The sequence below is a fragment of the Pseudomonas sp. MF6767 genome, from assembly GCF_016405475.1.
In the GTDB taxonomy this organism is placed as follows: domain Bacteria; phylum Pseudomonadota; class Gammaproteobacteria; order Pseudomonadales; family Pseudomonadaceae; genus Aquipseudomonas; species Aquipseudomonas paracarnis.
The window spans coordinates 674,004-695,676 of the sequence record NZ_JAEKCY010000001.1 but is presented as its reverse complement, the minus strand read 5'-3'; the positions used below and the strand labels follow the sequence as shown (position 1 = coordinate 695,676).

Genomic DNA, 21,673 nt, shown 5'->3' with positions numbered 1-21,673 from the left:
AGGAGCTTGCTGGATGAAAAAACTACTGGTTGCTTTCGCCGCCGTGGCTGCGTTTTCCGCCCACGCCGAGACCATTACGGTCGCTGCTTCGCCGGTGCCTCACGCCGAAATCCTCGAATTCGTGAAGCCTGCCCTGGCCAAAGAAGGCGTGGATCTGAAGGTCAAAGTCTTCACTGACTACGTGCAGCCGAACGTACAGGTGGCTGAAAAGCGCCTGGATGCCAACTTCTTCCAGCACCAGCCGTACCTGGATGAATTCAACAAGGCCAAAGGCACTCACCTGGTGAGCGTCGGCGCTGTGCACCTCGAACCTCTGGGCGCTTACTCCAGCAAGTACAAAAAACTGGCCGACCTGCCTGACGGCGCCAACGTGGTGATCCCGAACGACGCCACCAACGGCGGCCGTGCGCTGTTGCTGCTGGCCAAGAACGGCCTGATCACCCTGAAGGACCCGACCAACATCCTGTCGACCATCAAGGACATCACCGGCAACGATAAAAACTTGAAATTCCGCGAACTGGAAGCCGCCACCCTGCCGCGCGTGCTGACCCAGGTCGACCTGGCGCTGATCAACACCAACTACGCCCTGGAAGCCAAGCTGGACCCATCCAAGGATGCCCTGGTGATCGAAGGCAGCGATTCGCCTTACGTGAACATCCTGGTGACCCGCGAAGACAACAAAGATGCGGACGCGGTGAAGAAGCTGGTCGCAGCTCTGCACACGCCTGAAGTGAAGAAATTCATCGAAGAGAAGTACAAAGGCGCGATCAAACCGGCGTTCTGATTTCTCCTGATCTGATCGTTCCCACGCTCCGCGTGGGAACGCCTCTCGTGACGCTCTGCGTCACGCTTGGGGACGCAGAGCGTCCCTAACTGCATTCCCACGCAGAGCGTGGGAACGATCATCAGGTGCTCACTTGCGCTGTAGCAACCCCGGCAACTGCGCCACCAGTTTCTGGTTGTTCAACGGCGCACGAATAAACCCACGCTGAGTACCATCCGGGCCGATCAGTGCCAGGTTACCGCTGTGGTCGACTGTATAGTTCGGCTTGCTGGTATCCGCCGGAATGAAGGGAATGCTCACCGCATTCGAGACCTTCTGCACATCCTCCACGTTAGCGCCAGTCAGGCCTTGGAACTGTGGGTCGAAGTAACCCAGGTACTGCTTGAGCTGCGCCGGGGTATCGCGGTGTGGATCGACGCTGACCAGGATCACCTGCAACTTGTCCACAGCCTCTTTGGGCAGCTCACTCTTGATCTGGCGAAGCTGGGCGAGGGTGGTCGGGCAGATATCCGGGCAGAAGGTGTAACCGAAAAACAGCAGGCTCCACTTGCCCTTCAACTCATTGACCACCACCGGCTGGCCTTCCTGGTCGGTCATGGTCACCGTTGGCAACTGGCGGCTTTGCGGCAGCAGAATGATGCCAGCGTCGATCAGCGCAGTGGGATCGCCCTGGCCTTTGCCCGAGAGCACTTTGTTGACGGTCAGGCCCATGATCAACGCCACCAGGGCCACGAGGATGAAGACGGTTTTTTGAGTTCGAGTCATAGGTTCAACAATAAGTAGTGGTCTACGAGCAGGGCGATAAACAGCAGCAGCAAGTACCAGATAGAGTACTTGAACGTGTTGATCGCCGCGTGCGGCTGGCTGCCACGGTACAACACCCAAGCCCATTGCAGAAAGCGCGCACCCAATACCAGCGCACAGCCCAGGTAGAGCAGCCCGCTCATGTGGATAACGTAGGGCATCAGGCTCACCGCCAGCAGGGCGAAGGTGTACAGCAGGATATGCACCTTGGTGTAGTGTTCGCCATGGGTGACCGGCAGCATCGGGATGTCGGCCTTGGCGTATTCCTCTTTGCGGTGAATGGCCAGGGCCCAGAAATGTGGCGGAGTCCAGGCGAAGATGATCAGCACCAGCAGCAAGGGTTCGGCACTCACATGCCCAGTAACAGCCACCCAACCCAACAGCGGCGGCGCCGCACCGGCCAGACCGCCGATGACGATATTCTGCGGCGTTGCTCGCTTGAGAAAGCCGGTATAGATCACCGCATAACCCAGCAGCGAAGCCAAGGTCAGCCAGGCCGCCAGCGGGTTGGTGAACGCCAGCAGCAGGGCCAATCCTGCAATACTCAGGAACAACGCAAACGCTAACGCCGCCATCGGCGAGACACGCCCCTCAGCCATCGGCCGCTTGTGAGTGCGCGCCATCACGGCATCAATCCGTCGATCGACCACATGGTTCACCGCCGCCGCGCCGCCGGCACACAGGGCAATGCCGAGGTTGCCGAACACCAGCACTGTCCAGGGCACCCCGGCGCGGGTGGCAAGGAACATGCCCACCAGCGAAGTAATCAGCATCAGCACCACTACTTTGGGCTTGGTCAGCTCCAAATAGTCACGCCAGATCGCCCGGTCGCGACGTGCGCCGATCACGGTCGCCATGGCAGCTCTCCTTTAAGGGTGATAAGGCCCGACACCTGTTTGCGCGGGATAAAACGCCAGCCGAACAGGCGCGGGTGACGCACCCGAACCAGGCTGGTGCGCGCGTGATAATTGACCAGCACCAGCGTCAACAACAACGCTGCCCCGCCGGCGTTGTGTGCGACCGCCACCGGCAGGGGCAAGCCGAACGCCACATTGCTCACCCCCAGGCAGATCTGCGCAGCCAGGGCGATCAACAGCAGGCCGGCCAGGCGCGTCATCCCTACTGCTCGCAGTTGCCAGGCCAAACCGAGCAGCACGAGCGTGACCAGCACGGCGCCGATGCGATGCGTCAGGTGGATAGCAGTGCGCGCCTCGCTGTCGAGCTGCCCGCCCAGGTAATTGGGGCCGATGTGCTGGGTCAGGTGAAAACCATTGGCGAAGTCTGCCGTCGGCCACCATTGGCCATGACAGGTGGGCAAATCGATACAGGCCACCGCCGCGTAGTTGGAACTGACCCAGCCGCCCAGGGCGATCTGCCCGATCACCAGCACCAGGCCCGCCGTCGCCCAATATTGCAGGCGCTTGGGCACGACCAGCGCCGGTAGTACGCCGGACAGCCGCAGGGTCAGCAGAAACAGCAGGCTCAAGGTCGCAAAGCCGCCCAAAAGGTGCCCTGTGACCACTTGCGGCCAGAGCTTCAAGGTCACGGTCCACATGCCAAACGCCGCTTGGGCGAACACCACCGCCAGCAGGAACAGCGGAAGCTTCACGGGCTGGCCCGGATCACGTCGATGACGCCACGAACGCGCCGCCAGCAGCGCGATCAACAGGCCCAGGCTGCCCGCGAAGTAGCGATGGGTCATCTCGGCCCAGCCTTTGTCGGCCTCCACCGGCGTGTCGGGAAAGTGCAACTCGGCATGGGCCAGTTGGGCTTCGCTTTGCGGCACGCTGATAAAGCCATAGCAGCCCGGCCAGTCCGGACAGCCGAGGCCGGCGTGGGTCAGGCGGGTATAGGCACCGAGCAGCACGACAAACAACGCCAGTAACGTGGCAAACAGCGCGAGGCGAAATCCAGGCTTGGCCATGAGGGTGCCCTTATCCGATGTTCGACAGTTTCAGCAGCAAGCGCAGATCGTTGAGCAAGTCCTTGCCCTTGACCTTGGCGTCGTAGCGCAGCACCAAATTGCCGTGGGGGTCGACGATCCACAGTTGCGCATCGCCGGGCGCGGCAGCGTTCCTGGTAAAGGACGACACATCCAGCGGGTAGCGCTGCAGCTGTGGATATTCGGCTTTGAGCTTGGCCTCGTATTCGCCGCTCAACGGTTGCGCACCCGCCAGGGCATGGCTGGCACGGGATGCATCACGGCCAAGGCTGATCTGCAGCTGGCGCGCCAGGTACACCAGTTGCTGGCAATCAGCGGCACAGGCGGCGGGGGCGGTGACCAGCAGTTGCCAGCGCTGTTCATCGGCCTGCACGCCAATGTCGGCGCGGGTCTGGCCGTTGCCGATCAGTTCGCCGTGATAGCTGCGGCTGTCCGGCACCCAGAACTGCAATTTGTACATGAAGGTGGCCAGCGCCATCGGGCCGATCACCATCATCAAGATCAAAATCAGCTGCCAGCGCCCCTTGCGCCGATCAGGCGTGTCAGATGTGCTGGGTGGATTCATGGCCGCTCCCATGGGGCTTCTCCTTTTTGTTATGCCATCCGAGGTAGAGGTAAAGCGCCAGCAACGCCATGGCCATGGCGAACCATTGCACAGCGTAGGCCAGGTGTTTTTCCGGGCCCATGGCGACGACGGGCCAGGTGGTTTCGTAGGTACCGGGGCCCGCTTCGGCACGCAGTTCATAGTCAAAACCGCTGCGCCCCAGTTCGTCCCACAGCGCGGCGGGGTGCAGTGCGGTAAGCAGGCGCGGCCATTGCGTGCTGGCCGGGTCGGCATGCAGTTGGAAGGTCTCGCCGGGGGCGACGTACACCCAGGCGTCGAGGTTCAGCGTCTGTTCAGGAGTAGTAAAGGCGGGCGCGATACGCCGGTCCGGCCAGGGCAGCCAGCCGCGATTGAGCAACAGCCACAGGCCGCTGGCCTGGTCATGAAAAGGTTGCAGCAACTCGACACCGGCCTTGCCGTCACGCATGCGGTTATCCAGCAATACGCTGTGTTCACCATCCAGTTGCCCGCGAAGGTGAACACGACGGAAGGCTGGATCAGCCATGTCATTGAGCTGCGCACTGCTGACCGGCTCGGCGGCGCGGCGCTCGGCATAACGGTCTACCAACAGTTGCTTTTCGTGCCCGCGGGACAATTGCCAAAACCCCAGGCCCACCATCAATGGCAGCAACACCAGTACCACCAGCGTCGGCGCGATGCCCGGACGAAAGCGTTGCATGGCACTGGCTATACTCGATCTCATCGCCCCTCCCCAATTAGCCCGGAGCCAGACCATGCTCAAAGCCGCCATTGCCCTGATGCTGATCGCGACCGTCGTGAGCCTGTTCAGTGGCTTGTTCTTCCTGGTCAAGGACGAGGGCAACTCCAACCGCCTCGTCACTGCCTTGACCGTGCGTGTCACGCTGGCCGTGATCACCGTGGGCTTGATCGCCTGGGGCTTTTTCAGCGGCCAATTGGTCTCTCATGCGCCGTGGTAAGCGGCGTCACAGCACATAGACAAAGAAAAACAGCCCGATCCACACCACGTCCACAAAGTGCCAATACCAACTGGCCGCCTCGAAACCGAACTGGTGCTCGGCATTGAAATGCCCGCGCAGGATGCGCATCAGCATCACAAACAGAATGATGGTGCCGATGGTCACGTGGGCGCCGTGAAAGCCCGTGAGCATGAAGAACGTCGCGCCGTACACGCCTGAACCCAGGGTTAGGCCCAACTCTTTGTAGGCGTGGATGTATTCCTCGGCCTGGAATCCAAGAAACGCCAAGCCCAGCAGCACGGTGATCGCCAGCCAGAGTTTCAGTGCACCACGATGGCCTTTGCGCAGGGCATGGTGGGCAATGGTGATGGTCACGCTGGAACTCACCAGCAGGATGGTATTGACCAATGGTAGGCCCCAGGGGCTGATGGTGCCTTTGGGCGCAGGGTAGAGCTTGGGGTCGGGGTTGTTCAGCAGGGGCCAGGCAAACTCAAAGTTCGGCCACAGCATATGGGCAATGCCCTTGGGCCCTTCGCCCGCCAACCAAGGCCCAGCCCAGACGCGCACGTAGAACAGCGCACCAAAAAAGGCGATGAAGAACATCACCTCCGAAAAGATGAACCAGGTCATGCCCCAGCGGAACGAGCGGTCCATCTGGGCGCTGTACAGCCCAGCACGACTTTCCTTGATCACCGCGCCAAACCAGCCAAACAGCATGTAGGCCAGCAGCAAACCGCCGACGAAAAAGATCCACGGCCCGTGGGATTCAGGGCGCGCGGCCTTCAAGTCGTTGAACCACACGGCCAGGCCATACACGGTGACCAGCAGGCCAATCGTGGCAATTATTGGCCATTTGCTTTGCGCTGGTACGTAGTACGTATCATGAGTCGACATGTATTCGCTCTCCTGATTGAGGGGGCAAACAGTAGCTAGCCCCCGGTCCTGACGGCCACGGGCGGCTGGCGCGCAGTGATATCGAACAGCGTGTACGCCAGGGTCAAATGCTTCACATCCGTGGGCATCGCTCGGTCGACGATGAAACGTACGGGCATCTCAATGCGCTCACCGGGCTGCAACACTTGCTGGGTGAAGCAAAAGCATTCGGTCTTGTGGAAGTACATCGCCGCTTCGGCCGGGGAAATACTGGGTATCGCCTGGGCGGTCATCGGCTTATCAGTGGGGTTGTAGGCCACGAACAGCATCTCGTTGACTGCTCCGGGGTTGACCACAATCTCATCGGCCTTGGAGTGAAATTCCCAGACCATGTCGATGGCGTTGGTGGACAGAAACTGCACCCGCACTTGGCGCGAGGGGTCAACCATTTGCTCACCCTCGTACTGCCCGGCGGTCTTGCCGTTGATGCCGAACGCCTTGCACATCACGTCGTAGATCGGCACGAGGGCGAAGCCGAAGGCGAACATTGCCAGCACCAGGATCAGCAGGCGGGTGACCAGGCGCTTGAGCGGTACGGACTCAGCCATGGCGCCCACCTGGCTTTGGACTTTCTGTGGGAGCTGGCTTGCCTGCGATGAGGGCCTGAGGGCTGGTAGATTCAGTGCCTGACCTACCGCCATCGCGGGCAAGCCCGCTCCCACAGGGGGAGTATAGGGAGGGCTTCATTTGACCTCCGGCGGCGTGGTGAAGGTGTGATACGGCGCCGGCGAGGGCACGCTCCACTCCAGGCCTTCGGCGCCATCCCACGGTTTGGCCGGCGCAGGCGGGCCGCCACGGATGCACTTGATGACAATGAACAGGAAGAAGATCTGCGTGGCGCCGAACATGAAGGCACCAATGGACGAGACCATATTGAAGTCAGCGAACTGCAGGTTGTAGTCCGGCACTCGGCGCGGCATACCGGCCAGCCCCACAAAGTGCATGGGGAAGAACGCCATGTTCATGCCCACGAAAGACAACCAGAAGTGCAGCTTGCCCAAGGTTTCGTCGTACATGTGGCCGGTCCATTTAGGCAGCCAGTAGTAGGCCGAAGCGAAGATCCCGAAGATCGCGCCGGGCACCAGTACGTAATGGAAATGCGCCACCACAAAGTAGGTGTCGTGGTACTGGAAGTCCGCCGGGGCAATCGCCAGCATCAGCCCGGAGAAGCCGCCGATGGTGAACAGGATCACAAAGGCCACCGCAAACAACATCGGCGTCTCGAACGTCAGTGAGCCTTGCCACATGGTGCTGACCCAGTTGAACACCTTCACGCCCGTAGGCACGGCGATCAGCAAGGTGGCGTACATGAAGAACAGCTCACCCACCAGCGGAATGCCCACCACAAACATGTGGTGCGCCCACACGATGAACGACAGGAACGCGATGCTCGCGGTGGCGTAGACCATCGAGGTGTAGCCGAACAGCGGCTTGCGCGAGAAGGTGGGGATGATCGAGCTGACCGCGCCAAAGGCCGGCAGGATCATGATGTACACCTCGGGATGCCCGAAGAACCAGAACACATGCTGGAACAGCACGGGATCGCCACCACCGGCCGCGCTGAAGAAGCTGGTGCCGAAGTGGATATCCATCAGCATCATGGTCACGCAGCCCGCCAGTACCGGCATCACCGCGATCAGCAGGAACGCGGTGATCAGCCAGGTCCACACGAACAGCGGCATTTTCATCAGGGTCATGCCCGGCGCACGCAGGTTAAGGATGGTGGCGACCACGTTGATCGCGCCCATGATCGAACTGATGCCCATCAGGTGGATGGCAAAGATAAAGAACGTCACGCTTTCCGGGGCATAGGTGGTCGAGAGCGGGGCGTAGAAGGTCCAACCGAAATTCGGCCCGCCGCCGGGCGTGAACAAGGTGGACACCAGCAGCAGGAACGCCGCCGGCAGCAGCCAGAAGCTGAAATTGTTCATGCGCGGCAGGGCCATGTCCGGCGCGCCGATCATCAACGGGATCATCCAATTGGCCAGGCCGACAAACGCCGGCATCACCGCGCCGAATACCATGATCAGGCCGTGCATGGTGGTCATCTGGTTGAAGAACGCCGGCTGCACGATCTGCAGGCCCGGCTGGAACAACTCGGCGCGGATCACCATGGCGAACGAGCCGCCGAGCAGGAACATGGTGAAGGCGAACCACAGGTACATGGTGCCGATGTCTTTGTGGTTGGTGGTCAGCACCCAGCGCATCAGGCCCTTGGCGGGGCCGTGTGCGTGGTCGGCATGACCATGGTCGATCACGGTGCTCATGGCCGTTCTCCTGCAAGCGAGTGAGCGGGACGATTCAGGGCATTGGCAATGAAAGTCGTCATTTGCTTTCCGCCTGTTTCAGAGCCAGCACGTCTTTGGGCGTGACCATGTCGCCTTTGTTATTGCCCCAGGCGTTACGCTCATAGGTCACCACAGCGGCGATATCCACTTCCGAGAGCTGCTTGCCGAAAGCTGCCATCGCGGTGCCGGGCTTGCCGTGATACACGATGCTCAGATGGTCTTTGGCCGGCCCGGTGGCGATTTTCGAACCCTTGAGCGCCGGGAACATCGGTGGCAAGCCTTGGCCCTCAGCCTGGTGACAGGCCACGCAAGTGGTGTGATAGACCTTGTCGCCACGCGCCACCAGTTCGTCCAGCGTCCACTCCTTGGAGGTCAACTCCTTGAGCTTAGCGGCCTCCTCCTTGCGCTCGCCCAGCCAGGTGTCGTAGTCGGCCTTGGACTTGACCTCCACCACGATGGGCATGAAGCCATGGTCCTTGCCACACAGTTCGGCGCACTGACCACGGTAGATGCCGGGCTTCTCGACGCGGGTCCAGGCTTCGTTGACGAAGCCAGGGATAGCATCGCGCTTGACCGCAAAGGCCGGCACCCACCAGGAGTGGATCACATCGGCGGCGGTCACCAGAAAGCGCACCTTGGCGCCCACCGGCAATACCAGCGGCTGGTCGACTTCCAACAGGTAGTGCTCGCCCTTGGTGGCCTGGTTATGGATCTGCTCGGCGGGTGTGGCCAGGTTGCTGAAGAACTCCACATCCTGGCCCAGGTATTTGTAGTGCCACTTCCACTGATAGCCGGTGACCTGGATATCGATATCCGACTCACTGCTGTCGTAGATGTTGATCAGGGTCTTGGTGGCCGGAATGGCCATGGCCACCAGGATCAGCAAGGGCACCACGGTCCAGAGGATTTCCACGGTGGTACTTTCGTGGAACTTCGCCGCTACCTGGCCCGTAGACCGGCGGTGCAGGATCATCGACCAGAACATCGCGCCAAACACGACGATGCCGATCACCACACAGATCCAGAAAATGGTCATGTGCAGGTCAAACACAGCGTGGCTGACTTCAGTAGCCCCTGGCGCCATATTCGTAGTCCAGGCGGCGTGCGCCTGGCCGAATACCGACCACAACAGGAGGCCCATCCAAACGTGTGGATGTCGCGTCATTGCGGGTTCCCCTTTATGTTTCTTGTTATCCCGCCGGTTTGCACCTGCGGCGAAGGGAGCGGCTTCCATACTGCTTACAACCGCCAAGCCTTGCCTGCGTCATGCAGTTGGGCGTCATCAGCTAATTGCGTACAAAACCGAGTATAGACAGCCGTAGCAACCCCGCAATGTGTGGGGGCAAATCAATAGAAACAGACAGACGGAGCCCGTAAAATGGGCGGCGGAATCGTTTATCCGACGAACGATGGCATTTCGATATAACCCCTGCCTATAACCATGAAATAATTATGACAAATGCGTCTTAGGCGCTCGTATAAACGAACTACCTTATCTTCTCCCTTTTCCTACGCCTGCTTCACTGGAGCCTTCATGAACACCGCCGCATTGCGCGAGCAGATTTCCCGTGCCCATCAACACGAAGCCAGCACCGGCCAGCTCGTCAGCCAGCTGAAGAAACAAGTGCCGCACCTGCATTCGTCCATCGCCTTGGCTGACGGTGATCGCAATATGGTCATGACCCGTTTTGTGACCGCTTACATCGATCTGGTTCCTGATTTGCTCGACGCCGCCAATGACGTGGCCCGTGAGGCCGGGATTGAAAGCCAGATCAAACCGGTACTGAAAATCGCTGAACATTTTTTCCTGCAGCCGCCAGCGATTCTGGCCGGACACGACGGCCTTGATGGCCTGCTGGATGAGGCCTACCTGGCGCATCGCCTGGTCGAAGAAGTGAACGATCTGTATATCAAGCATTTTGGCCAGCCGCTGATTCCAGCGGATACCACCGTGGCCAACGTGATCGCCCATCAACTGATCGGTGAAGACTTCGCCAACCAATTGGATGAAGCCGTGCACCTGGCGGTGGATGAGATGCTTAACGAGGAAAGCTTTGCGCTGGAATCGGTCGAGGCCTATCGCGAACAGCTCAAGAGCCCGCAGACCGAAGCGTCCTGGAAGCGCTGGCCATGCCTGTCGCGCCAGCTTGGGGTTGAGCTGTCGCTGGATCAGCCGGCATAAATCGCAGATCCAACAGGGGAGCTGGACAAGCTTTTTGTAGGAGCGAGCTTGCTCGCGAAAAACTCACAGACGCCGCGTTTATTCAGCAAGCACGCGTTATCGTTAGCGTTTCTCGCGAGCAAGCTCGCTCCTACAAAGAACAGTGACACCCAGAGTTTGGGGGGGTGTTCAGGCAGGCGCTGAGCCGATCCCCACTGTCGTTCTCACCCGACCTTCCAGCCGACGCTTCAAACCGCGAGCCTCGATCACCAACGTCGAGCCCTTGGCCGCATTGGCCCGGCCCCATTCTTCCAGCAACTCCAGGCAAGAGTGGTCGATGTAACTCAAGTTGCTCAACGGCACATGCAGGGTGGTCCCCGCAGGTACCGCCGACAACACTTGAGTCAACGCCGGCACCTTCAGAAAGGTCGCCGCCCCCGTCAAACGCAGCTCCATCTCACCTTCCTGGGGCAGGTCGATCAGACTGACTTTCAGGCGCGACGCCTTGAACGCCAGCTTCACCAATGTAAGCCCAAACCCCACCAGCACACCGGTCAGCAAATCGGTGAAGATGATTGCCAGTGCCGTGGCCGCATAGGTGAACATCGGCATCCGCCCATAGCGGCCCAGCGCCTTGAACGCCTTGATGTCTACCAACTTGATGCCGGTGTACACCAGCACACCCGCCAGGCTCGCGACCGGAATGCTCTGCAGCACGCTCGACAGCAAGAGCACGAAACCCAGCAGCCACAGGCCATGGAACATCGCCGACAGACGCGTGGTTGCCCCGGCCTGGACGTTAGCCGAGCTGCGCACGATCACGCCGGTCATGGGCAAAGCGCCAACCAGACCGCAGAGCATGTTGCCCACCCCTTGGGCCGACAATTCCTTATCGAAATCCGAACGTTGACCACTGTGCATGCGGTCCACTGCTGCAGCAGACAGCAGGGTTTCGGCACTGGCAATAAACGCCACGGCGAATGCCGCGATCAGCAACTGTGGATCCGCCAGGTTCAGCAAGTCGCTGGGGCGCAGCCAGTCGATAGCGTCCGCAAGGTTTTCCGGGACTTCCACGCGCTTGACCTGCAACGCCAGCACCAGGCTGGCAACAGTCGCCAGGCCCACGCCAAGCAACGCGCCAGGCACAAACCGCAGTTGTTGCGGACGGAATTTGTCCCACAGGTACATCACCAACATCGTCGACAAACCAAGTACGCCAGCCTGCCAGCCGAGCCCGCCGCCGAAGGTAGGAATTGCTGCAGCCAGCGCTGCCGGGAATCCTGCGAGGTTATCCAGCCCTGAAGGCTTGGGCGCGCCGTCGAGCATCACATGAACCTGCGACAGCACGATCAACACGCCAATCCCGGCCAACATGCCGTAGACCACCGCCGGCGCGGTGACGCGAAACCAGCAGCCCAGGCGCAAACGCCCGGCAACCAATTGCAGGAAGCCGGCCAGCAACAGGATCGGCCCCAGCATCAGCATGCCGTGCTGGCGCACCAGCTCGAACACCAGCACCGCCAGACCCGCCGCCGGGCCGCTGACTTGCAGCGGCGAGCCGGCCAACCAGCCCACCACCAGGCCGCCGATGATGCCAGTGATCAGGCCCTTGGCCGGCGGCATGCCGGACGCAATCGCGATGCCCATGCACAGTGGCAAGGCGACCAGAAAAACAACCACCGAGGCGAGCAGCTCCCGTGGCAATACAGCTTTCAATTGAGCAGCACGCATGATGACTCTCCCGAGGCATTCGCCGGGCGCGGTAAAGCCTGGCTGCATCCATGGCAGCCACCGCATTACCCGGCAGGGAAGTGTTTTAGAAGCGCGCTTTAGGCGTCGCTGAAGGGATCGGCTCGGTGCCGTTCAGCGGTCGGAACGCCGCTTTGTCCGCATCGTAGGCCCGAATTTCGCTGGTCTCGATGTTGTAGATCCAACCATGGATAAACAAATGACCATTGGCCATGCGCGAAGCCACGGAAGGGTGGGTACGCAAATGTTGCAGTTGGGCGATGACGTTTTCTTCGGTCAGCACCGCCATGCTCTCGCCTTCGTTGGCGCAGTCGCAGTTGTCATGGACCATGGTCTTGGCGACCTCGGCGTGACGCAACCAGGCCTTGACCGTCGGCATCTTTTCCAGACTGTCGGGGTTGAGCACGGCACGCATGGCGCCGCAGTCCGAATGCCCGCACACGATGATGTGCTGTACGCCAAGGGCGAGCACAGCGTATTCGATAGCCGTGGAAACACCGCCGTTCATCTGGCCGTAGGGCGGCACCACGTTACCGACGTTACGGGTCACGAACAGGTCGCCTGGGGAGCTCTGGGTGATCAGCTCGGGCACGATGCGCGAGTCGGCGCAGGTGATGAACATCGCCCGTGGGCTCTGGGCGGTGGCGAGTTTCTTGAAGAGTTCTTCCTGCTGGGGGAAGACGTCGTGATGGAAATGCAAAAAGCCGTCAACGATATGCTGCAGCGCTGCATCGGCGGATTCCGCCACCTGAGGGGCTGAAGCCGACGCAGCCAACGGCTGTTTATCCTTGTCACTCATGATTCATCCTCTTGATCAATGCAGGGGAGGGTTCAGGTCAGTTCGACGCCATGGCGGTGAAATAGTTGTAAAACAAGCACCGGCCAGGCTGCCGACTCATCAGTCACTCGCTGAACAAGGTAAACGTCGAAACTTAACTCAAACTGAATGAACCGCTCTAGAACGCGGGTTTCAGTGATGTCAAAACGCGACTATTCCTACAGCAAAGGTGCACGTCTCTCCCTCAGTCTACAACAAAGCCATCTGCCTGCCCGGTGGGCAAAACGCCGTGCAATCAAGGTTGAACCCTTCCCGCCGATTCAGCCCCAGACGCTTGATCGCCTTGCTGAAACGCTGCGCCAGCAAATCGGCAAACGGCCCTTCACCGCGCATACGCACGCCAAACCGGCTGTCATACACCTCACCCCCGCGTACTTGACGCACCAGGCTCATCACATGGGTTGCTCGCTGGGGGTAATGGGCCGCCAGCCACTCCTCGAACAACGGCGCCACCTCCAACGGCAGGCGCAGCATCATATACGCCGCGCTTTGTGCGCCGGCCGCGTGAGCTTCGGTAAGCAGGCTCTCCAGCTCGCTGTCGTTGATCATCGGGATCATTGGCGAACAAAGCACGCCCACCGGGATGCCTGCGTCACGCATTACCCGAATCGCCCGCAGCCGTGCCTTGGGGGCCGCCGTGCGCGGTTCCAGGATGCGCTTGAGCTCGTCGTCCAGGCTGGTGAGGCTGATCATCACCGCCACCAGCCGCTGGCGGGCCAACTCGGTCAGCAGGTCGAGGTCGCGCAGGATCAGCGAGCCCTTGGTGATGATCGTCACTGGGTGGCGGTAGCGCAGCAGTACTTCAAGGGTTTGCCGGGTGATCCGGTATTCGCGCTCGATTGGCTGGTACGGATCGGTATTGGAACCCAGGTTGATCGGCGCACACACGTAGCCCGGCTTGGACAGCTGCTGTTCCAGCACATCGGCCGCGTTGCTCTTGGCAATCAATCTGGTTTCAAAGTCCAGCCCGGGCGACATGTCCCAATAGGCATGGCTGGGCCGCGCATAGCAGTAGATGCAACCATGTTCACAACCACGATACGGGTTGATCGACCGATCAAACGGCAAGTCCGGCGAGTTGTTGCGGGTGATGATGGTCTTGGCCGTTTCGATACGCACTTCGGTGCCTTGGGTCGGCGGCACTTCCTGGTACCAACCGTCGTCCTCGGTCACGCTGACGGTGGGTGCAAAGCGATTATGCAGATTGGTGGCCGTACCCCGGCCACGGGGCGGCAGCGCAGTAGACATGAAAACGCCTCGATACTGTTTTTATATACAGTATCGAGGCGCGAGGTTTCTGACCAGTGCCGTTGGGCGGCCAGCGAACTTATCAGTGCTTTTGCGTCACCTGCCCCAGGTCATCGCCCGAGGTGGTGTGCAGATCGTTTTTGCGCAGGTCCGCCACATCGCTCGCCTTGACCGGCGCGCCCTGGTTGCCCCAGCTGCCACGGATAAAACTGACCACATCCGCCACTTCCTGGTCCGACAGACGCCAGGCGAACGCCGGCATAGTGAAGGTTGATGGCGCCGCATGGGTGGCCGGCAAGGTGCCGCCGTTCAACACAATGTTGATCAACGACGTGGCATCTGCCGTCTGCAACACCGGGTTGCCAGCCAGCGCCGGGAATACCCGCGTATAGCCATGGCCGTCGGTACGGTGGCAGGCCGCGCAGTTGTCGATATACACCGAGGCGCCCGGCTTGCTGTCATCACCTTTCCAGAGCGCTTCGGCTACCTGCTTGTCGTACTGGTGCGGCTGGTCCTTCGGATCGACTGCCGGCAGGCTCTTGAGGTATCGCGCGATAGCGGTCAGGTCATCTTCCGACATGTACTGCATGCTATGGACGACAACATCGCTCATACCGCCGAACACCGCACTGCGGTCACTGCGACCGGTCTTTAGGAACTGCACCAGCTGCTCTTCGCTCCAGCTGCCGAGGCCGTCCTTGTGGTCGCCGCGCAGGCTTTTGGCAATCCAGCCTTCCAACGGCGCACTGCCAGAGAGGAAGGCGCTGCCGTCCGTGGCACTCAGGGCTTTTTCCTGCATGGTCAGGGCACGCGGCGTATGGCAGGCGCCGCAATGTCCGAGACCTTCCACCAGGTAGGCACCGCGATCGATCACCGGGTCGGCAGCGGCTTGCGGCTGCTGCGCCTCGACTGCCGGGGCAAACATCCAGCGCCAGGCCGCCAACGGCCAGCGCATGCTCAAGGGCCAGGGAATATCGCTGTCCTTGTTTTCCTGGGCAACCGGTTCGACCCCCTTCATAAAGTACGCATACAGCGCTTGCATATCGCTGTCGCTGACACGTGCATAAGACGGGTAGGGCATCGCCGGGTAAAGCGTACTACCGTTCTTGGCGACGCCATGGCGCACGGCCTTGTCGAAATCCTCGAAGCTGTAGTCGCCCAGACCGGTCTTGTCCGGGGTGATGTTGGTGGAGTAGATCACGCCAATGGGCGTTTCCATCGGCAGGCCGCCAGCGAAGGGCTTTCCACCCTTGGCGGTGTGGCAGGCGACGCAGTCGCCGGCGCGCGCCAGGTATTCACCCTGCTTGATCAGATCGGTTTCGGCGGCGCTGATCGAGCAGCTGCTGAACAGCGCCAGGGAGGCGATAACGAGTGCTTTCATGGTCATCGCTCCTTATGCCTGAACCAGCGGGCCGGGGTTTTTGAGGTACTGCTCGCGAATCGCTCGTGCCGACCAATAGGTCAACGCTGCCACCAGGCCGGTAGGGTTGTAGCCCAAGCCTTGTGGGAAAGCGGAAGCACCAGGGACAAAGACGTTGTGCACATCCCAGCTCTGCAAGTAGCGGTTCAACGCACTGGTTTTCGGGTCGGTGCCCATGATCGCGCCACCGTTGAGGTGGGTGGTCTGGTAGGAGGCGGTATTGAAATGCTCACCGACCTTTTTACCCAGCACGGCGATGGCCTTGGGGTTCATGGCCTGGGCCACTTTGCCCATTTTTTCCATCATGAAGCGGTTCATCTTGATGTCGTTTTCTTGCCAGTCGAAGGTCATGCGCAGCAGCGGCAGGCCGTAGGCATCGCGGTAAACCGGGTCCAGATCCAGGTAGTTGCTCCGGTAGGACTGATGGGCACCGTGGGAATCCATTGAGACTTGATGGGTGTAGTAATCGGCGGTGGCGCGCTTCCAGGCACTGCCCCACGCCGGCGTGCCCGGCGGGTTGGACGTACCGGCAATCGGCCGGCTGCCCGCCTGGTTGACCCACATCGGCGACCCCCCCACAAAGCCATGGGGGCCATGGTCAAAGTTGTCGGCGTTGAAGTCGTCGATGGCCACGCCATTGCCGCCCGCGCCGATAAAGTTGTTGGTGTGGGTGTCCTTGTCGAAGAACGCCTTGATGGTGCCCATGTTCTGGTAGGCGAAGTTGCGGCCTACCACACCCTCGTTGGTAATCGGGTCGTAGGGCTTGCCGATGCCCGACAGCAGCATCAGGCGCACGTTATGGAACTGGAATGCGCCAAGAATCACCAGGTCGGCCGGTTGTTCACATTCGCGGCCCTGGGCGTCGATGTAGGTCACGCCGGTGGCTTTCTTCTTGGTGCTGTCGAGGTTGACCTTGAGCACGTGGGAATTGGGCCGCAGCTCGAAGTTGGGCACCTGGCGCAAGGCCGGCAGGATGTTCACGTTCGGCGAAGCCTTGGAGTACATGTAGCACACGTAGCCACTGCAAAACCCGCAGAAGTTGCACGGGCCCATCTGCGCACCGTAGGGGTTGGTGTACGGCCCCGACGTATTGGCCGAAGGCAGGTTGTAAGGTTTGTAACCTACGTCGGTCGCCGCTTTCTGAAACAGCTGGGCGGAGACGGTATTTTTCTGCGCCTCCAGCGGGAACGGGTTGGAGCGATCCGGCGCGTAGGGGTTGCCGCCACGGCCTTCACCGACCAGTTGGCCCTTGACCGTCCAGGCTTGGCCGGAGGTGCCAAAGACTTTTTCCGCATAGTCGAAAAACGGCTCCAGCTCTTCGTAGCTGACGCCGAAGTCCTGGATGGTCATGTCCTTGGGAATGAAGTTCTTCCCGTAGCGCTCTTCGTAATGGCTGCGCATGCGCAGCTCAATTGGATCAACTCGAAAATGCACGCCCGACCAGTGCAGCCCCGCACCACCAACGCCATTGCCCGGCAAGAACGCGCCCAACTGACGATTGGGCAGGGCGACGTCATTCACGCTGTGGCGAATGGTCACCGTTTCTTTGGAGATGTCCTGGAACAGCTTCTTACGCACGCTGTAGGTCAATTCGTCGATGACCTGGGGATAGTTGCCGTCTGGATAAGTGTCCTGCATCGGGCCGCGCTCCAGCGCTACCACGTTGAGGCCCGCTTCTGTCAGCTCTTTGGCCATGATCGCGCCCGTCCAGCCGAAGCCCACAATCACTGCATCCACTTTCTTCATGATGGTCGCCACGTTTACGCCCTCTCGCCGCGAATGGAAACAGCCGGGAAGGGGTATTGCTCGTTGCGTTCCACCCAATCCATGAAATCGGCGCGGGCGCCGGGAAAGCCGATCATGGTCCAGCCGACCATGCCTTTATTACCGCCGTGGATAGGGTCGCAGAAGAAGCCTTCCTTGGTGTTTTGCAGCAAAAGGTTGAAGAACATCTTGGGCGGCACCGCGTCGAAGTGCGCAGCGACTTCACTGCCGCCAGCCTCCAGGCGTCGCAGCATATCGTCTCGGGTAGCGCTGTCTTGCGCAGCAAAAGCCTTACCGTTGAACGCTTTCGACCACGCATCCGTACAAGCAATGCCGAGGCGATAGATCTCCTTGGGTACCAATTTGCTTTGCCAGCCCATCTCCGGCGCCGCATCAGCGTTGAACGGGCCTTGCATGAACCACAGGGCGCCACTGGCGTAAGGGGTGTTCATCTGGCGGTCGATGTATTCCGGCGCGCCAGCTTCCAAGGCACCTGGGCCTTGGGCGTCAGCGGGAATCAAGCGCTCGACGGCGGCGTTGATAAACGCCCATTCCTCGGCCGTGAAATAACTTGGCTCGTAGGCTTTGTCGCTGACCGCGGGTTTGGCCGGCTCGGCCTGGGCCGGTTCCGGAGTGGCCATTAACATCGAACCGCCAAGGCCGGTGCTGGCAACCGTGACCACCGGGATCAAGGTCAAGGATTTGCGTAAAAAGTCACGCCGGGGGTTGTCTTGATCTTGATCAGACATAGGTACACCTCATCATGTGGTCACGGGTTTATCCGCCGCTTCTGGGAGCAGCGTGAAGGCTTTGCCGCTAATTGGATCCAAGCAGACACAGCACAATGGCAAACATTAGTTACAAATGATAGCAGGCTAAGAATTCAGAGGCGTCGATTCGGTGACAAAAACACCGGATCAGATCCCAGGCATCACGATTCTTTGACACGGACCTCACGCCGTATTGACCCGCTTTGAGTGAATCTGCGGCCCATCAGCCACTTCCTAGCTCGGTCACAACGTTCATGTTCAACACACGCTTACTCCTCGTTCTCGGCCTGGCGCTCACGAGCCTGTTCAGCACCGTACAAGCCGATGAGACTGCGTCGATCCGCTCGCCGGAGTGGGCCCAGCCGGTGGGTAACCAATACAACCTGCACCAGATGACACCCACGCTCTATCGCAGCGCATTGCCGGATGGACATGCGCTGCCGTTATTGCAAAAACTCAAGATCGTTACGGTCATCAACTTCTTGCCAGAATCTGATACGCAGTGGCTCCAGTCCTCTGATATCAAACAGGTGCAGTTGAGCTATCGAACCAACCACGTCGACGATGCCGACGTGCTGGCGGCAATCAGAGCGATTCAGGCAGCAGAGGCCGATGGCCCTGTGTTGATGCATTGCAAGCACGGCGCCGACCGCACCGGCCTGATGGCAGCGATGTATCGGGTGGTGGTTCAAGGGTGGAGCAAGGAGGACGCGCTGAACGAAATGACCTTGGGCGGCTTTGGCAGCAGCAATGGTTTCAAGGATGGCGTTCGCTACATGATGAAAGCCGATGTCGACAAGTTGCGCACAGCTTTGGCGAATGGGGATTGCAGCACCAGCGCCTTTGCGTTGTGCTCAATGAAAGGCTGGATCACCACAACGGGTAAGGAAGAAAAAAAATTGTAGGAGCGAGCTTGCTCGCGAAGAACGTTAACAATAACGCGCGTTTTCCTGGATAAACGCCGCGCTGTTGAGTTCTTCGCGAGCAAGCTCGCTCCTACAGTGAGTGCCGGCTTAGTCTTTTTTCAGCTTCGGGTTCGGGAAGAACTGCACTGCCTGCACCTTAGGATCGGCCGGCGCTTTCAACGCGGTGGTATTGACCCTAGTGCCCAATTCCTTGGGCACCGACAGGCCTTGATCATTCAGCGTATCGGTATACCCGCAGGCCACGCATTCGCGGTGCGGCACGCTGTCTTCGGTCCACATCTTCAACTTGTCCGGCTCGCTGCACGCCGGGCAGACCGCCCCGGCGATAAATTGCTTTTTGGTAATCACAGGCCCTTCACTCATGCTGCCGCGTCCTCACTCAAGCCGCTGTGGCGCAAGAGTGCGTCAATCGACGGCGCGCGTCCGCGGAAATCGACGAACAGCACCATCGGCGCCTGGGAGCCGCCACGGGCCAGGATGGCTTCACGGAAGGCACGCCCGGTCTGGGCGTTGAGCACGCCGTCTTCCTCAAACTTGGAGAACGCGTCCGCCGACAGCACTTCCGCCCATTTGTAGCTGTAGTAACCCGCCGCATAACCGCCGGCGAAGATGTGAGCGAAGCTGTTGGGGAAGCGGTTGTAGGCCGGTGGGCGCATGACCGAGACTTCATCGCGCACGCCTTCAAGTACCTGGGCCACGCTGCGACCATCGCCATGGGTGGCGTGCAGTTCAAAGTCGAACAGCGAGAACTCCAGCTGACGCACCATCATCAGGCCGGACTGGAAGTTTTTCGCCGCGAGCATTTTTTCCAGCAGGTCCTGGGGCAGGGGCTCGCCGGTTTCGTAGTGGCCGGAGATCAGCGCCAGGCCTTCAGGCTCCCAGCACCAGTTCTCCATGAATTGGCTCGGCAGTTCCACCGCGTCCCACGCCACACCGTTGATACCGGATACGCCGGCGTGCTCCACGCGGGTGAGCAGGTGATGCAGGCCGTGGCCGAATTCGTGGAACAGGGTGGTGACTTCATCGTGGGTCAGCAGTGCAGGCTTGCCACTGTCGGCCGGGGTGAAGTTGCACACCAGGTTGGCCACGGGGCTTTGCAGCACGCCATCAAGGGTACGGCGGCGGTCACGGGCACCATCCATCCAGGCACCGCCACGCTTGTTGGCGCGGGCATACAGGTCGAAGAAGAAGCGTCCGACGTGCTCGCCGTTCTCCTTGATCTCGAATAAGCGCACATCCGGGTGCCAGGTGTCGAAGCCTTTAAGCTCAGCGATCTCGATGCCGTACAGGCGCTGCACAATGGCAAACAGGCCGCCCAGCACTTTGTCGATGGGGAAGTAGGCGCGCAGCGCTTCCTGGGACACGCTGTAGCGCTGCTCACGCAGTTTTTCGCCGTAGAAACCGCTGTCCCAGCTCTGCAGATCAGCGCAGCCTTGCTCGGCGGCGTAGGCCTTGAGTTGCTGCAGGTCCTGGGCGGCGAACGGCTTGCTGCGCTTGGCCAGGTCGCGCAGGAAGCTCAGCACCTGGTCGCTGGATTCGGCCATCTTGGTGGCCAGGCTCAGCTCGGAGAACGACGCATAACCCAACAATTGGGCCAGTTCCTGACGCAGGTCGAGGATCTGCTCCATCACCGGGCCGTTATCGTTCTGACCGGCATTCGGGCCCTGGTCCGACGCACGGGTGCAGTAGGCGGCATAAACCTCTTCACGCAGGGCGCGGTCCTGGGCGTAGGTCATGACGGCGTAGTAGCTGGGGAATTCCAACGTGATCAGCCAGCCGTCGAGGCCCTTGGCCTGGGCGGCGGCAGCCATTTGCGCCTTGGCCGAATCGGTCAGGCCGGCAAGTGTCGCCTCATCAGTGACGTGCTTGGTCCAGGCCTGGGTGGCGTCCAGCAACTGGTTGGAGAATTTGCTGCCCAATTCGGACAGCTTGCTCTGCACCTCGGCGTAGCGTTTTTGCTGCTCCGGCGGCAAATCAATACCCGACAGGCGGAAGTCACGCAGGGAGTGTTCCAGAATGGTTTTTTGCGCCACATCGAAACCGGCAGCTTCCGGGCTGTTGGCCAGGGCTTCGAAGGCCTGGAACAGCTCACGGTTCTGGCCCATTTCGGTGGAGTAGGCGCTCAATGCCGGCAGGCACGCCTCGTAGGCTTCGCGCAGTTCGGCGCTGTTGCACACGGCATTGAGGTGGCTGACCGGGCTCCAGGCCGCGCCAAGGCGATCATTGAGTTCATCCATGGCCAGGACCAGGCCTGCCCACGTCGGATTTTTACCCTGGCTTTGCAGGATCTCTGCGATTGCCACGCGGTTGTCGGCGAGGATCTGTTCGATGGCCGGCTGCACGTGCTCGGCACGGATCGCCGAGAACGGCGGCAGGTCGTAGGACTGCAAAAGAGGGTTGTTCGCGCTCACGGTGGGCACCTTGGCTGAAGAAACATGTAGAACAAAGATGGGGCCATCTTAATTACAATCAACACCCACCGCAGCTATCAGCAGAAGAGAGAG

21 protein-coding genes are annotated in these 21,673 nt (G+C 60.4%); 4 read left to right on the top strand and 17 right to left on the bottom strand.

The window, feature by feature from the left end; all coding sequences use genetic code 11:
• The first annotated feature begins 13 nt into the window (after window positions 1-13).
• Entirely contained in the window at window positions 14-784 is a 771-nt protein-coding gene (locus JFT58_RS03185) for a MetQ/NlpA family ABC transporter substrate-binding protein (protein WP_003187353.1), read from the top strand.
• 129 nt (window positions 785-913) lie between these two features.
• Here JFT58_RS03185 and JFT58_RS03180 read toward each other — a convergent pair whose 3' ends face one another.
• The 5 genes from JFT58_RS03180 to JFT58_RS03160 are packed head-to-tail and all read right to left on the bottom strand — an operon-like array spanning window position 914 to window position 4,837.
• Window positions 914-1,549 (bottom strand): SCO family protein, encoded by a 636-nt coding sequence (locus JFT58_RS03180; RefSeq protein ID WP_054897237.1) that lies wholly within the window; start codon window positions 1,547-1,549, stop codon window positions 914-916.
• Window positions 1,546-2,445 carry a heme o synthase gene (gene cyoE, locus JFT58_RS03175; RefSeq protein ID WP_054897238.1) on the bottom strand — a complete coding sequence of 300 codons (900 nt, stop codon included), beginning with the start codon at window positions 2,443-2,445 and terminating at the stop codon, window positions 1,546-1,548. The genes JFT58_RS03180 and cyoE overlap by 4 nt, the downstream gene beginning before the upstream one ends.
• Complete coding sequence (locus JFT58_RS03170) at window positions 2,433-3,512, bottom strand: COX15/CtaA family protein (RefSeq protein ID WP_054897239.1); 1,080 nt, start codon at window positions 3,510-3,512, stop codon at window positions 2,433-2,435. Before JFT58_RS03170 ends, cyoE begins: the two co-directional genes overlap by 13 nt.
• A 10-nt stretch (window positions 3,513-3,522) precedes the next feature.
• The gene (locus JFT58_RS03165) at window positions 3,523-4,107 is read right to left on the bottom strand and encodes a hypothetical protein (protein ID WP_054897240.1); all 585 of its coding nucleotides are present in this window, start codon (window positions 4,105-4,107) and stop codon (window positions 3,523-3,525) included.
• Entirely contained in the window at window positions 4,073-4,837 is a 765-nt protein-coding gene (locus JFT58_RS03160) for an SURF1 family protein (RefSeq protein ID WP_054897241.1), read from the bottom strand. Before JFT58_RS03160 ends, JFT58_RS03165 begins: the two co-directional genes overlap by 35 nt.
• A gap of 31 nt (window positions 4,838-4,868) precedes the next feature.
• Here JFT58_RS03160 and JFT58_RS03155 point away from each other — a divergent pair, with 31 nt between their 5' ends.
• A complete protein-coding gene (locus JFT58_RS03155) occupies window positions 4,869-5,072 on the top strand; it encodes a twin transmembrane helix small protein (RefSeq protein ID WP_003187345.1) in 204 nt (67 codons plus the stop codon).
• 6 nt (window positions 5,073-5,078) lie between these two features.
• On the opposite strand, the gene JFT58_RS03150 is transcribed toward JFT58_RS03155, so the two are convergent.
• The 4 genes from JFT58_RS03150 to coxB all read right to left on the bottom strand — a co-directional run bounded on the left by JFT58_RS03150 (window position 5,079) and on the right by coxB (window position 9,458).
• The gene (locus tag JFT58_RS03150) at window positions 5,079-5,966 is read right to left on the bottom strand and encodes a cytochrome c oxidase subunit 3 (protein ID WP_003187344.1); all 888 of its coding nucleotides are present in this window, start codon (window positions 5,964-5,966) and stop codon (window positions 5,079-5,081) included.
• A 35-nt stretch (window positions 5,967-6,001) separates the two neighbouring features.
• Complete coding sequence (locus JFT58_RS03145) at window positions 6,002-6,553, bottom strand: cytochrome c oxidase assembly protein (RefSeq protein ID WP_054897242.1); 552 nt, start codon at window positions 6,551-6,553, stop codon at window positions 6,002-6,004.
• 135 nt (window positions 6,554-6,688) lie between these two features.
• Window positions 6,689-8,272: a cytochrome c oxidase subunit I gene (gene ctaD / locus JFT58_RS03140; RefSeq protein ID WP_003187339.1), complete on the bottom strand. Its 1,584-nt coding sequence runs from the start codon at window positions 8,270-8,272 to the stop codon at window positions 6,689-6,691.
• Between the two features lie 58 nt (window positions 8,273-8,330).
• Window positions 8,331-9,458 carry a cytochrome c oxidase subunit II gene (coxB, locus tag JFT58_RS03135; RefSeq protein WP_032894328.1) on the bottom strand — a complete coding sequence of 376 codons (1,128 nt, stop codon included), beginning with the start codon at window positions 9,456-9,458 and terminating at the stop codon, window positions 8,331-8,333.
• 369 nt (window positions 9,459-9,827) lie between these two features.
• Between coxB and JFT58_RS03130 the strand changes: the two genes are divergently transcribed.
• Entirely contained in the window at window positions 9,828-10,475 is a 648-nt protein-coding gene (locus tag JFT58_RS03130) for a hypothetical protein (RefSeq protein WP_003187334.1), read from the top strand.
• Between the two features lie 168 nt (window positions 10,476-10,643).
• On the opposite strand, the gene JFT58_RS03125 is transcribed toward JFT58_RS03130, so the two are convergent.
• The 6 genes from JFT58_RS03125 to JFT58_RS03100 all read right to left on the bottom strand — a co-directional run bounded on the left by JFT58_RS03125 (window position 10,644) and on the right by JFT58_RS03100 (window position 18,222).
• Window positions 10,644-12,185 carry a SulP family inorganic anion transporter gene (locus tag JFT58_RS03125; protein ID WP_034129222.1) on the bottom strand — a complete coding sequence of 514 codons (1,542 nt, stop codon included), beginning with the start codon at window positions 12,183-12,185 and terminating at the stop codon, window positions 10,644-10,646.
• Between the two features lie 85 nt (window positions 12,186-12,270).
• Entirely contained in the window at window positions 12,271-13,002 is a 732-nt protein-coding gene (locus tag JFT58_RS03120; RefSeq protein WP_003187331.1) for a carbonic anhydrase, read from the bottom strand.
• Window positions 13,003-13,230: 228 nt separating this feature from the next.
• Window positions 13,231-14,289: a PA0069 family radical SAM protein gene (locus tag JFT58_RS03115; protein ID WP_054897243.1), complete on the bottom strand. Its 1,059-nt coding sequence runs from the start codon at window positions 14,287-14,289 to the stop codon at window positions 13,231-13,233.
• An 82-nt stretch (window positions 14,290-14,371) separates the two neighbouring features.
• On the bottom strand, window positions 14,372-15,670 hold the full coding sequence (locus JFT58_RS03110; RefSeq protein WP_054897244.1) for a cytochrome c: 1,299 nt from the start codon (window positions 15,668-15,670) through the stop codon (window positions 14,372-14,374).
• A gap of 12 nt (window positions 15,671-15,682) precedes the next feature.
• Window positions 15,683-17,467 (bottom strand): GMC family oxidoreductase, encoded by a 1,785-nt coding sequence (locus JFT58_RS03105; RefSeq protein WP_032894333.1) that lies wholly within the window; start codon window positions 17,465-17,467, stop codon window positions 15,683-15,685.
• A 2-nt stretch (window positions 17,468-17,469) separates the two neighbouring features.
• The gene (locus JFT58_RS03100; protein WP_054897245.1) at window positions 17,470-18,222 is read right to left on the bottom strand and encodes a gluconate 2-dehydrogenase subunit 3 family protein; all 753 of its coding nucleotides are present in this window, start codon (window positions 18,220-18,222) and stop codon (window positions 17,470-17,472) included.
• Window positions 18,223-18,497: 275 nt separating this feature from the next.
• On the opposite strand from JFT58_RS03100, the gene JFT58_RS03095 reads away from it, so the two are divergent.
• Complete coding sequence (locus tag JFT58_RS03095) at window positions 18,498-19,148, top strand: dual specificity protein phosphatase family protein (protein ID WP_198834288.1); 651 nt, start codon at window positions 18,498-18,500, stop codon at window positions 19,146-19,148.
• A 108-nt stretch (window positions 19,149-19,256) separates the two neighbouring features.
• On the opposite strand, the gene JFT58_RS03090 is transcribed toward JFT58_RS03095, so the two are convergent.
• Complete coding sequence (locus tag JFT58_RS03090; RefSeq protein ID WP_020301415.1) at window positions 19,257-19,532, bottom strand: YheV family putative zinc ribbon protein; 276 nt, start codon at window positions 19,530-19,532, stop codon at window positions 19,257-19,259.
• Window positions 19,529-21,580, bottom strand: coding sequence for an oligopeptidase A (gene prlC / locus JFT58_RS03085; protein ID WP_054897247.1), 2,052 nt, complete (start codon window positions 21,578-21,580; stop codon window positions 19,529-19,531). The genes JFT58_RS03090 and prlC overlap by 4 nt, the downstream gene beginning before the upstream one ends.
• Between the last annotated feature and the right edge of the window lie 93 nt (window positions 21,581-21,673).